The sequence below is a fragment of the Marinomonas polaris DSM 16579 genome (assembly GCF_900129155.1).
GTDB lineage: Bacteria > Pseudomonadota > Gammaproteobacteria > Pseudomonadales > Marinomonadaceae > Marinomonas > Marinomonas polaris.
Window position 1 is genome coordinate 13,552 of the sequence record NZ_FQVF01000027.1, and the last position, 13,411, is coordinate 26,962.

General features: G+C 44.9%; 9 protein-coding genes. 3 read left to right on the forward strand and 6 right to left on the reverse strand.

Annotation, left to right across the window (positions count from 1 at the left end):
• Positions 1–44: 44 nt before the first annotated feature.
• Positions 45–1,511 (reverse strand): IMP dehydrogenase, encoded by a 1,467-nt coding sequence (guaB, locus tag BUA59_RS21530; RefSeq protein WP_072841991.1) that lies wholly within the window; start codon positions 1,509–1,511, stop codon positions 45–47.
• Positions 1,512–1,604: 93 nt separating this feature from the next.
• Between guaB and xseA the strand changes: the two genes are divergently transcribed.
• Positions 1,605–2,945: an exodeoxyribonuclease VII large subunit gene (gene xseA / locus BUA59_RS21535; protein ID WP_072841993.1), complete on the forward strand. Its 1,341-nt coding sequence runs from the start codon at positions 1,605–1,607 to the stop codon at positions 2,943–2,945.
• A 286-nt stretch (positions 2,946–3,231) separates the two neighbouring features.
• Entirely contained in the window at positions 3,232–4,527 is a 1,296-nt protein-coding gene (locus BUA59_RS21540; protein WP_217653766.1) for an MFS transporter, read from the forward strand.
• 78 nt (positions 4,528–4,605) lie between these two features.
• Here the strand turns inward: BUA59_RS21540 and BUA59_RS21545 are convergent, their stop codons facing one another.
• Together BUA59_RS21545 and BUA59_RS21550 are read right to left on the reverse strand one after the other, a co-directional pair.
• On the reverse strand, positions 4,606–5,391 hold the full coding sequence (locus BUA59_RS21545) for a sulfite exporter TauE/SafE family protein (RefSeq protein ID WP_342742514.1): 786 nt from the start codon (positions 5,389–5,391) through the stop codon (positions 4,606–4,608).
• 96 nt (positions 5,392–5,487) lie between these two features.
• The gene (locus BUA59_RS21550) at positions 5,488–6,891 is read right to left on the reverse strand and encodes a M20 family metallopeptidase (RefSeq protein ID WP_072841996.1); all 1,404 of its coding nucleotides are present in this window, start codon (positions 6,889–6,891) and stop codon (positions 5,488–5,490) included.
• 107 nt (positions 6,892–6,998) lie between these two features.
• Between BUA59_RS21550 and BUA59_RS21555 the strand changes: the two genes are divergently transcribed.
• Positions 6,999–7,898, forward strand: a complete 900-nt coding sequence (locus BUA59_RS21555) for a LysR family transcriptional regulator (protein ID WP_072841998.1) — start codon at positions 6,999–7,001, stop codon at positions 7,896–7,898.
• 66 nt (positions 7,899–7,964) lie between these two features.
• Here BUA59_RS21555 and BUA59_RS21560 read toward each other — a convergent pair whose 3' ends face one another.
• From BUA59_RS21560 to BUA59_RS21570, 3 genes are all read right to left on the reverse strand, one after another.
• The gene (locus tag BUA59_RS21560; protein ID WP_072842000.1) at positions 7,965–9,893 is read right to left on the reverse strand and encodes a methyl-accepting chemotaxis protein; all 1,929 of its coding nucleotides are present in this window, start codon (positions 9,891–9,893) and stop codon (positions 7,965–7,967) included.
• Positions 9,894–10,054: 161 nt separating this feature from the next.
• On the reverse strand, positions 10,055–11,419 hold the full coding sequence (locus BUA59_RS21565) for a sigma-54-dependent transcriptional regulator (protein ID WP_072842002.1): 1,365 nt from the start codon (positions 11,417–11,419) through the stop codon (positions 10,055–10,057).
• Positions 11,406–13,322, reverse strand: a complete 1,917-nt coding sequence (locus tag BUA59_RS21570; protein WP_245813219.1) for a sensor histidine kinase — start codon at positions 13,320–13,322, stop codon at positions 11,406–11,408. Before BUA59_RS21570 ends, BUA59_RS21565 begins: the two co-directional genes overlap by 14 nt.
• Positions 13,323–13,411 lie beyond the last annotated feature (89 nt).

A 13,411-nucleotide genomic window follows, 5' to 3' on the forward strand; every position in this document is an offset into this window, starting at 1 on the left:
GGGGCGTGTTGTACGCCCCATCTCAGTGTCAAATTATCTCGCGATTAACCGACGTGATAATTTGGCGCTTCTTTCGTAATAGTCACATCATGAACGTGACTTTCACGCATACCAGCACCCGTAATCTGAGAGAACTGAGTCTTAGTACGCATAGTTTCAATATCAGGTGATCCAGTGTAGCCCATAGAAGAACGAACACCACCCATCAACTGATGAACAACGGCTGCCATTGGGCCTTTTGATGGCACACGACCTTCAATACCTTCTGGAACCAATTTTTCAACACTGCTTGAATCTTGGAAGTAGCGATCGCTTGACCCCTGAGATTGAGACATCGCACCTAGCGAGCCCATGCCACGGTAAGCTTTAAATGAACGACCTTGGAAAAGTACCACTTCACCCGGCGCTTCATCCGTACCTGCAAGCAAGCCACCAACCATGATAACGCTCGCACCAGCTGCAATAGCTTTACTGATATCACCAGAAAAACGCACACCGCCGTCAGCGATAACGGGAATACCACGAGCATTCATTACTTCAGCAACATTTGCCACTGCACTGATTTGTGGAACGCCCACACCAGCAACGATACGAGTTGTACAAATAGAACCTGGGCCGATACCTACTTTCACGCCATCAGCGCCTGCATCAGCAAGGGCAATCGCCGCATCCGCTGTCGCGATATTACCGCCGATAACTTGAATATGAGGGAAGTTTTCTTTTACCCAACGAACGCGATCAATAACGCCTTTAGAATGACCGTGAGCTGTATCAACAACAATGATATCAACACCAGCATCAGACAAAGCTTTCACTCGATCGCCAGTATCCGCGCCAGTACCAACAGCGGCACCAACACGTAAACGACCTTGATCGTCTTTACATGCATTCGGGTAAGTCGTGGCTTTATTAAAATCGGTTACAGTAACCATGCCACGCAATTCAAATTGCTCATTCACAATCAACACTTTCTCAATGCGATTTTCATGTAGCAATTTGCGAATAGAACCAGATGATGCACCTTCAAGCGCTGTAACAAGGCGATCTTTTGGAGTCATAATGTCAGAGACTTTTTTATCGTAGTCTTTAACAAAGCGCACATCTCGACTTGTTACGATACCAACCAAGTCAGAACCTTTAACAACAGGTACACTTGAGATGCTATTCGCGGCCGTCAAATCCATTAGTTCTTTAACGCTGGCTTCTGGATTGATGGTAACAAGATCACGAACAATGCCGCTTTCGAATTTTTTAACACGACGCACTTCACGAGCTTGCTCTTCAATGGTCAAGTTTTTGTGCACAATGCCTATGCCACCTTCTTGAGCCAGAGCAATCGCCATGCGATGTTCAGTAACGGTATCCATCGCTGAAGACGTAAGCGGAATATTTAACTCAATGTCTTTAGTGATTTTCGTTTTGAGGCTAACATCCTTAGGAAGAACTTCAGAATAGCCGGGGATAAGCAATACGTCGTCAAACGTTAAAGCTTCTTGCACGATTCGTAACATAATGGGGAGTTTCCAATGCCAACAAGGGTGTTAAGATGGCAAGTAATTCTACTCCAATAGTTGCATTCGGTAAATCAAAACCACGAGAGATTGATGAAAAAATTTACAACTTCTGTGTCACAAGAAACGGCTTTTACCGTATCGCAGCTAAATAGACAGATACAACAACTACTTGAAGCCAGTTTACCGTGGATTCTTGTAGAAGGAGAAATATCCAATCTAGCCAAACCGAGTTCAGGACATTGGTATTTTTCTCTTAAAGATGACAAGGCACAAATTCGCTGCGCCATGTTTAAAGGCAAGAACGCGGCTGTACGTTTCAAACCTAAAGATGGTGATATGGTTCGTTTGCGTGCTCGCGTCACTTTTTATGGCCCAAGAGGCGACTGCCAACTCAGTGTCGAAGGCATGGAATCCGCAGGCGAAGGCGCATTACAACAAGCGTTTGAGCGATTAAAAAACAACTTACAAGCCGAAGGCCTGTTCGCACCTGAACACAAAAAACCACTACCAACAAAACCAGAACGTATCGCCATTATCACTTCACCGGTCGGCGCTGCGGTTCGAGATATGATTATTGCCTTTCGTCGACGTTTTCCGTTAACCGAACTAACGATTCTACCCTCTTTGGTACAAGGCCAAGATGCCGCCAAAAACATCTTAAGACAACTACAACGAGCTGATGGTAGCGGACACTTTGACGCGATTATTCTTGGTCGTGGCGGCGGTTCATTGGAGGATTTATGGAGTTTCAATGACGAAACATTGGCGCGAGCTATTTTCGCAGCCAATACGCCTATTGTTTCTGCAGTGGGTCATGAAACAGACTTTACCATTTCTGACTTTATCGCCGATGTTCGCGCAGCAACACCAACTGCTGCTGCCGAGCTCTTAAGCCCAGATCGCAATCAATTAATTAGACAAATCGAGCAGCAAGAGAAGCAACTCGTTCGACGCATGTCTCGCATTCTCGAACAATGCCAACAACAGCTCGACTTCATGACCAAACGTATTCGCCACCCAAAAGAGCGAATAGAGCAACAACAGAATCAACTTGAACAACTAAAACGCCGTTTGCAACAAAGCATGCAGCGCAAGGTATTGGAGCAACAAACCCAAACCGCGAATTTGGCGCATCGACTTGAAAGAAACAGCCCGACTCGCCGTATCGATCAGGACAGACAAAAGCTAAAAGACATCGACGCTCGACTTGCTCGCGCACTGAGCAACACCCTAACCAACAAGCAAACCGCCTTTGCTCGTATTATCGACAAACTGAACCTCGTCAGCCCACTTAATACCTTAGCTAGGGGTTACGCCATTGCCTCCAAAGATAAACAAGTGATTCGTTCCGTTAAGGACGTTGAAAAAGGTGATGCTATTTCGGTAAGAGTTCAGGATGGCATCATTTCGTGTGATGTAACCGATCGTTAACAGCCCCAAACCAATCAAGTACGATAATGTGTATCGTACTTGATTATATAGCCAAAATATTGGCTTCCTTCTTATAAGAACCTAATACCAGCGCAAAACATAAATCCACCAAAACTCTCTTTAAAAAAACGCCTATACCCCATCCTCGCCCCAAAACGGACACCCCGAGCTTTCTAAAAAAAGCAAAGAAGTTTTAATAAATGAATAATTGTGCAAAATCTCATCATTCCCTAGTATCGATTGGAGAGTTACTAGCAAGATAAAAAATACAACGGAGCCACATTAAATGTCGGACACTTATAAGATGGAGAGCACTACAGCCTCCACAAAAAAACTAGCAGATAAAAAATTACTAAAGCTCATTGTTGCCTCCTCTATTGGCAACGCATTGGAATGGTTTGACTTAATCGTCTACGCCTTCTTTGCTCGTACTATTTCAAAATTGTTCTTCCCTACTGATAATGAAACGCTGTCACTTATGCTCGCGCTCTTCACTTTCGCGATGTCATATCTTATTCGTCCGATTGGCGCGATCGTTATCGGCAGCTACGCGGACAAAATAGGCCGTAAAGCGGCAATGCTACTAACGATTTGGCTAATGATGGCGGGGACCTTTCTGATTGCGGCAATGCCAACCTACGAAACCATCGGTTTACTAGCGCCGTTAGGGATTTTGCTAGCTCGACTGTTACAAGGTTTTTCTGCTGGCGGAGAATTTGGTAGCGCCACTGCGATGCTGGTTGAACATCACCCAGAACGTAAAGGCTTTATCTCTAGCTTCATGTTTGCAAGCCAAGGACTAAGTGGTTTATTAGGGGCAGGATTTGGGTTATTACTGACGACCACATTAACCACGGATCAGCTAGAAAGCTGGGGCTGGCGCATTCCTTTCATCTTCGGTCTATTGATTGGTCCTGTGGGTTTATATATCCGTCGACACATTGAAGAGACGGGGGAATTTACCGAATCGAAAGAAGAGAAAGTGCCATTAGTAGAATTGTTTGCGAATAACAAACTCGGCATCCTGTTCAATATCGGCGCCATGATACTGTCTACATCAGTAACCTATTCAATTATTTTCATGCCAACTTATGCCACAAAATATCTAGGCTTAAGTAACTCCATTGGTTACGGCGGCACTCTAATCAGCTACACGGTGCTAATGTTATTAACACCGTTTGTTGGGATTTTATCCGACCGTATTGGTCGCACTCGTTTAATGATCGCCGCTGGCGTACTTTTCTTCATTACAGTTTGGCCCGCCTTTTTCATATTGTCTCACCACCCGACATTAATCATGCTTGCCAGCGTTCTATTTTGGTTGAGCGTATTAAAATCCATGTATTTTGGTGGTTTGCCGGCACTGATGTCTGAAATGTTCCCTACTCGTGTTCGAGCTACGGGGATGGCGCTAAGCTACAACATCAGTACGACATTGTTTGGTAGCTTCACCCCGTTCCTATTAGTCTGGACCATCAGCGCTACAGGTGATCAATTGGCTCCAAGTTATTACCTATTGCTGACCAGTTTGATCAGCTTGCTCGCCCTGTTTGGAATCCGTAGGCACTTCAAGATCAACTAATAAAAGAGCTTATCTGACCATATCAAAACGCCGCTTTACGCGGCGTTGTTTTTTTATCTTAAATTTTCATCGATGCCATCAAACTAAGAAGTTCACTCCCACAACAAACAGCAGCAAAGCAAATAGTCGTCTTAACATTATGGGGTTCAAACGGTGTGCTAGTTGAGCGCCAAAACGAGCAGAAAACATGCTCATCAAGGCGATACCTGCTAACGCAGGTAAATACACAAAACCAATACTGTTAGGTGGTAAATCTAAGTGACTCCAACCGATAACCATAAAGGAAATAGTACCTGACAAAGCAATAGGTAATCCGCACGCCGCTGAGGTCGCTACCGCTTTTTTGATATCAATTCCCTTCCAAGATAAAAATGGCACCATCAAAGATCCACCACCAATGCCAAAGATTGCCGACACCCAACCAATGACTACGCCAGCCACAGACATCAGCGGTTTCGTTAAGCCAGAGCCTTGGCCTTTAGGGTGCCAATTCACCGCCATTTGCAATGACATCAGCAAGGAAAACACACCGATAATTTGCTGCAGATTCGCACCTGGAATATAAGACGCAGTCACACCACCCAACGCGCTACCAAACAAAATCCCAGCGCCAAGCCAGATAACCATTCGCCACTCTACCGCGCCTTTTTTATGGTGCGCCATCACAGAATTAATCGAGGTAAAGAAAATGGCACTGAGTGATGTTCCTACTGCAAGATGCGTCAAAATCTCAGTCGAGATGCCTTGTAAGGTAAAACTAAATACCAGCACAGGCACAATAATCAGTCCACCGCCGATACCAAACAGTCCTGCCAATAGTCCAGAGCAGGCACCCAACACTAGGTACAAAAGAAAATCCATCATAGAGTTTATTCACAAAAAATTAGGTCATCTTGGACCAATACAAAGAAAAACGGTGGCCTCATTGGGCCACCGTTTTAGACGTAAAAAACCGCGCCATTATTCAGGCCAATGTTCACCTAGATCCCAAAGCAAACCAGCAGCAGCCAGAAGTCCTTGCTCCACTACGCTTTCAAGAAGATGCTCATCAGGCGCGTGCTGTTTACAGGATGGATAAGAATGTGGCATCCATACCGTAGGCAGCGCCAACACATCTGCGAAACAATGATTTGGAATAGTACCACCTAAATTAGGTAGAACGGTCACCGTTTGCTCTAACGAGGTTTCCATAGAACGCTTAACAAATCCAACCCAAGGATGAGTCGGGTCTAAACGCGTCGCACTGTAACCACCCTCAAAAATCACCTTAACATCACCTAAACCTTTCTCTTCTAAAAAGGCTGACAGGTTAGCAACCAGATTATGCCAGTCTGTTCCCGGCACAATACGCAAGTGACATACTGCTTCAGCAACATCAGGGATCGCACCAATAGGCTTTTGAATATCTCCTGCACCAAGAGCGATTACTTCGAGGGTATTACAACCAAACAATCGCTCGCCAGCGGTAAGCTCTTTCTCGCCCCATTGGTCATTCAATGTTGGATCACCAGCATAACCACCAACCGTTAATTCACGCATCATTTCAGCAGTCAAACCACTTGGCAAAGGCGCACGTAAGCACTCAGCAGTGATTCGCCCATCGGCTGTCGTCAAGCTAGAAAGAGCATGTTGTAAGCGAGTCACTGGATTAGTGATAACTCCCCCCCAGTTGCCAGAATGGCGTACACCGTTGCCGGTTTCACAACGCAAGCGAAACTGGCAAACGCCGCGAGAGCCTAAAAAAATAGTCGGCGTTTGAGCATTTAATCTAGGACCATCAGACGCTAAAAACAAATCAGCTTTTAACGATTCTTTTTGCTCGTGACAAAAAAGCTCTAACCCTTTAGAGCCAACTTCTTCACTCATCTCGAATAAGATCTTAACGTTGTAACCCAGTTTCCCCTCACGAGCGTTTAATACCGATTCTAGCGCTAGCAGGTTAATCGTGTGCTGCCCTTTGTTATCTGCGGTACCACGGCCAAAGATTTTCTCGCCAATCTGAGACAATTCCCAAGGATGAGTACCTTCTTGCCATAATTCAGCTTGCCCATTGGTGACATCACCATGACCATAAGTTAATAGTGTCGGTAAAGATTCATCTTCAATGCGTTTTGCAATTAATAACGGCGGGCAAGACGCCATCGGATTTGCAAATATCTCACATTCAAAACCCAGCTTAACTAACGTTGGCTGAATTTCATCGGTTAGATACTTCATTAGTTCATCACTGGCGCTTGGGTTTTGACTTTCGCTAGCAAACGCCACGCGACGCGTTAGAGTTTCGATAAACTGACCGTTCTTAATGGTCGAAACGGCCTGTTGTAAGGCTGCTTGACGGCCACTCTGGCTCGTTGCTTGGGACATGATCTCTCCAAAATACGCGAATTTATTATGGCATTTAGCTTAAGATGTAATAAGCTTTACAACAATTATCAATTACACAATAAAACCTTCTATAAAATAGAAAGCTTATGAATGATATCTCGTTAAAATACTTTCATGCTGTTGCGAAAACAGGCTCTTTGTCTGCCGCTTCGGAAGAACTCCATGTCGCGGTTTCGGCTATCAGTCGACAAATAACCCAGTTAGAGGAAAAACTTCAGCTAACGTTGTTCGAACGCAAAGCCAGAGGTATGTCTCTAACACCAGCAGGCGATATTCTTTATACCTATTCGCTGCGTAATACGTTGGAATTTAAAAACGTGATGTCGGAAATGAAGGGCATCAGTAATATTCAGCAGCAATCTATCGCTCTGGCTTGCCCGGAAGGCATGGCTTGGGACTTTCTCCCACATGTAATCGCAAAATTCCGCTTGGAATACCCAAGTGCTCGCTTTTCACTACAAGTTGTCGACTCAAGCAGAGCAACTCAACTGGTTAGAGAAGGCAGAGTAGATGCTGCGTTCACCTTCAATTTGCAACCAGAGCAAGGCGTTGAAGTGTCGCTGCAAGTGCCTTCTCCGATCGTCGCCTTATTATCCAAAAATCACCCGCTAGCCAGCCAGCAAGACATTAGCGTAAGGGATTTAACCGAATACCCTATTGCCACATCCGGATCAGGAACAACACTCAGTTATTTATTTGATATAGCTTGTCATATTGAAGGTGTACAAATCATCCCAGCCTTGTCTAGCGACTCTGCGGGTTCTATTTATACCTTTGCGAGCGAAAGTGAAAACGCCATATCCCTTTGTGGGGAGTTAACGGTTGCGAGACGGGCAAAACGAGATGGTCTAGTTATTCGGCCAATGCGCGAACCATCGTTAGCTCAACGCAGCCTGCAGGTGCAAATTATGTCGAGAAGAAAGTTACCCGCTATCGTAAGGTATTTTTTAACTCACCTCACCAAATCACTTAAAAACCAAAGCTAGCGCCACGTACAAGTAAATTGGAACCAAGCCAAATCACCTAAGCTTGGTTCCAATTGTTAGCTTGCATCACGTTACTTTGAACAGCTCTACTTTATCTTTCAGATGTCTCATTTCATCGCCAATGGCATTAGTTGCCGCTCGACTTTGATGGAACAATTCTACTGTCTGCTCACTTTGTGCAGCCAACATAGAGAGATGCTGATTGATATCCTCAACGGAAGCATTCTGGATTCCGGCACGTTCAGCCACTTGCTCGTTCATATCAAACAGTTGCTGCAAAAATGCATCAAGCGCGATGACTTTTTCCGATACCAATTTTTGACTGCCTAACGTCTGAATGCTTTTTTCACATGCCACGTCCATTTGTGAGGTGACTTGAGTCGATGCGGCTCGCAACTGCGAAATAATGCTTTGAATTTCATTAGTCGATTCGCTCGTACGCTGGGAAAGCATGCGAACCTCATCAGATACAACGGCAAAGCCTCGGCCATGTTCGCCTGCACGAGCGGCTTCTATGGCAGCATTTAGAGCTAATAAATTAGTTTGTTCTGATATGGAACTAATAACATTCAATACTGAAACAATCTTCTCAATATTTCCGTTTAGCTCAGTTAGGCTCGTTTTGCTTTGCATCATATCGACTTCTAAAGCTTCTAAGAAAACTAAGCTACTCTGAACTTCTTTGTTGGCTTGCTGAAGTTCGGCATTACTCAGATCCGACATTTCTCCCGCTCTTGTTGCCAAATCTTTTACCTGAGCGCTTTGCTCAGTAATATCTTGAGTAGAGATAAAGATCTGCTCTACCGATTGCTTCTCCGCCTCAGAGGCCTGGGAAAGCTCGTCCACTTGCTGATTCAAGCCTTCAATCGCGCTATCAGTTGTCTTAACCGCATCATTCACGGTAATCAGAGAGCCTTTTAATGTCAGTAGCAAGGAGTTAATCGCATCGGCTAATGCACCTATTTCAGCCTTATCAGAGCTCTTAATTTGATAGTTGAGATCCAAATTATCCGATACATAACGAACGTCCTTGCCAATAGCGACAATAGGACGAGTCAGAGAGCCAATCACAAAATGAAGAATGAGCAGAGAAATTAAAATAAAAACGATAGAGTAGAGAAACGCATTCTGTAACTGCGTATAAATCGGCGTCATAATTTGCTGTTTCGGCACGGCTAGCATGATAAATCTATCTAACACTGGCACCCACAATGAGCCAAGGTAATAAACCTGCCCATTAATCGTTATATCATCAATGACAACGTCGGTTTTATTGTTAAGCAAGCTAGAAATATGGCTTTTATCGACTATCTCCATAAATGCAGAATCACCTTTTGCTTGAATCACGCCATCACTTGTTACCAACATGGCACGACCTTGCTGACCAACATTTAGCTTCTTAATCATATTAATAAGCTTATCGGCTTTAATCCCTAAGCCCGCTACCGAAAAAGGTTTATTGGTATTCGGATCCACTGCATCACTACGATAGTTAATAAACAGCATTTGATGCTCGTACTGTAAATTTAGCTCATAATCGTGACCTGTGGCCAAAAAATTCGGATAGAACTCTTTGTAGGGATAGTCTTTTAACAAGGTTTTAAAAAACGCTTTTTCATAACCAAAATATTCCAGCCCATTTTCACCATTTACAACATAAAAGGTCGAATCACTGCCCGCGATTTCCTTAACGGATTTCAATTTGTTTTCGATGAAAGAAAGCTGATTATCAGCTGCACCATTACGAACCCAATCTTCAACGAAGTTGTCGTTTGTCATGAGATGAGATGCTGTAATTAAAGGGGTAATTTCTGTACTGATTTGCGAGGCTAGATTACTGAGATGGGTTGGTAAAACTTCTTTTTTTAACTGCTCTAGCTCTGTGTCCAGCGTGGAAAGAGCCTGAGTACTGACTGAGACAACTGTGCTGGCAACAAGCAACACAGCAAGAACAGAGAACATGCGACTTCTAATGGATAGACTTTGCCACTTCATAATAACATCCTTATTATTCTTTCTTATTGTAAATTTATCGTCAGATACTACACCGCAGTTAATGACAAAAACAAAACAATTTTCTTACTATAAATAACAAAGCTATTAATAATCGAAAACATTGATAGTCATCACGAAAAACAAAATTCATCTTTGAGGCCTCACAAGCCATATCTCTCAATTTTTTTAATCAGCCCTTGCCGAGAAATACCCAGTTGTTTGGCGGCTTGGGTGCGGTTGCCTTGGCTTTTTTCTAAGGCTTGGTTAATTAATCGAATTTCAAGGTCTCGAACTTGTTCGTCTAATGAGGCGTCGCTCATTGGTAAGCTTGCCATAGTTTGACGAACAGGTTCGCCACTTGGATATAACAGCTGGATATCTTCCATGGTGATTCGACCTTGTGGGCAAATAGATGCGACGCTTTCTAGGGCGTTTTTCAATTCACGCACGTTACCCGGCCATGACTGATCTCGGAACCATTGCACGGCTTCAGGACTGAGCTGTAATTGCTTAGTTTGCTGACTTTGCAAACGCTGTAGAAATGACTGTAGCAATACGGGGACGTCTTCTAGCCGTTCAGCAAGGGATTGCGTTTCAATGTTCACGCCCTTAATTCGATAATACAGATCTTCTCGGAAGCTACCTTCTCGGACTTTTTCAAGTAAGTCGGCGTTGGTTGCGGAAATCACTCGAATGTCGATGTGCTTCTGCTCTCGTCCTCCCACAGGAAAGAAGGTGCCTTCCTGCAACACCCGCAGCAACTTGACCTGCATGGCTAATGGCATTTCGCCGATTTCATCCAAGAACAAGGTGCCGCCATCGGCTAAACTTAATAGACCAATTTTGTCTTTTTCCGCCCCAGTAAAAGCGCCTTTCACGTAACCAAACAACTCGCTTTCCAATAAATCCGCCGGAATAGCGCCGCAATGCACAGAAACAAACGGCTTGGCAGCGCGATGACTCAAGTCGTGCAAGGTGCGCGAAATGACTTCTTTGCCGGTTCCCGATGGGCCAGTAACCAAGACCCGTACATCCGTCGGTGCGATTCGCTCCACCAGCGCCCTGACCTTTTGCGAACTCATCGAATGACCGATATACGCAGACGCACCTTGGGAGGAATTACTAACTTGCTTTAGCTGAGTTAATTCTCGCTCTAAGGTGGTTTTGGTGATTGCTCGACGCACCACAACCGCTAACATATCTGGATCAATCGGCTTAGCAATAAAATCCCATGCGCCAAGTTCAATGGCTTTAAGTGCCAAATCCCGATCCGCATGACCAGTAATAATAATCACCGGACGACCAGCAAAATCGTCCATAGCATCCAAGGTTACTTGCGGGTCGAAATGCGGCGGCATGGACAAGTCTAATAACACCAAATCCGCATCAAACGACGCCAATGCTTTCCGCGCTTCGTCTAGGCTACCTGCTGTTTTGACATGATAATCTTGATTCGCTAACCAGCGGCTAGCCAGTTCACGAAAAGCTGGTTCGTCGTCAACCAGTAATATTTTATTTTGTGTCATGAAATTCTCTATTTGAAATCGCAGCGCCAGAAAAGTGGCGAGGTAAAATAAGCTCGAAGGTCACCGGCCAAGCCGAATCAGAACGGTGTCTAATCTTCCCGCCATGAGCATCAACAATACGGCGTACTATTGCTAAACCAAGACCACTGCCGCCTGCTCGCTTAGTCACAAAGGGTTGAAACAAGGCTTCGCCTTGTAAGCTTGCATCGATAGCGGGCCCATTGTTATGCACTTGGATGACTATCTGTTGATATTGTTCTTTGGCTTCAATGGATAACTTTCCATCTGGCATATTGCGCAAAAAAGATACGGCGTTATCGATCAGATTAATAAACACCTGTTGTAATCGTTGTGGGTCTGCATCCAGTTCTATCGTTTCATCGATATCAAGCTCAAACGCCACTCCTTCTAGCTGAGCTTGCGCCAGAATACTCGCTATTAAAGATCGCAACGGCGTGGCGACAACTTGCAACGTCAAGCCACCGGAATAGACCAACATATCGCTCACCAAACGATCCGCACGTTTTAGCTGAGTCTGAATATGCTGACGCGTCTCGGCTGGTGCATCATAGGCGGCCATAGAAATAATGTTCAGAGGATTACGCAACTCGTGAGCCATGGCCGCAGACAAACTGCCCAGCTCAACCAAATGCTGTTCGTCCATGCGTTTTCGTTCCGCTACCGCCAAGGCCAACGACCTTTCAAGCAAACCACAGCTGGTCGAGAACAAGGAAGCAAACACTTCCGCTGTTAAACGCATACCAGGACTAGCATCTTCCCAACCGATCAAAACAAAGTGCCAATCAGAATCTGATCGAGATACTCGAATTGCCAAGGCGTCATTCTGTTCCTTAACGGGATAAGCAGAACTTTGTAGTTGTATTGCCACGCTACGTCTAATCTGTATCGAAAGTAAGCGTTCACCAACAGCAATCAGTTGCGGCCAATCTTGCGCTTCTTTTAATTGCGTTGACCACGTATCCAACACAGCTTCATTCAAGGAGGCTCCGGGATAAATAAGACGTGACACCAAGCGACTCAAAGGCTGATAAATGACAGCTGCGACGACCAAGATAAACAAGGAATACAACCAAAGCTGCCAACTGGGAACATTTGCTAACGCCTGTAAACCTATGCGTCCAGACACAACGCTGATCACTGCGATAACACAGAGAATCACCAGCATCATGGCAACCCAAAGTAAGGCCCGATTGGCGAACGCATTCACCGATAAAATCTGATAGCGCACCACCGCGTAGACCAACAACAGCAAATAAGTTGGCAGCAGTAACATAGGATAAGGAAACCAACTAATACCAAAGGAAGGAAACACAAAGCTGGTCGCCAATAACAAACCCCAAGCCCCGACACCAAACATGGCGAGAATGGAGCGTTTCTTGTTACCAGAATGTCGATACCAACCAAATAACAGCACGCCATGAGCCAGCATGCCGATCAACACCGTATAGGCGAGATTCCATGTCCCCGCCTCGGTAAAGATAAAAAATGAACGCGTGTCTAACGTACTAATCGCATCGCCCGCACCAATCCACCAACTCTGTAAAACCACTACAAAACTGGTCAGGTAAAACCAAGGCACCGCTTGATATAAGCGTTCTAGCATCGGCTCTTTAACCGAGCCAGAGTTCACAAAACGAATCGCAAAGTGTAAGAAGAAGGTCGGCATCAACGGGTTAGCAAGAATGATATGAATACCAATTTGCTCGTAGCCTTGGAACAAAACCACATGCCCGAAGCACCAAATCGCCATCATGATGGCGAAACCTGCCAAGGCTTGCAGATCGCTTTGCTTTCGCGCTCGCCACAATAACCAAACAGCTACCAATACGCCGCACACACTGGTCACCAGCATGGCAACTTCAAACATCAATGAAAGCGTCAAAATCGTAAACCTCGTTTACACCTATAAGTGAGAAAATCGTAAACCTTTTTTACACCTCAAGCAAAGATATAAATTTTTCCTTTAAAATC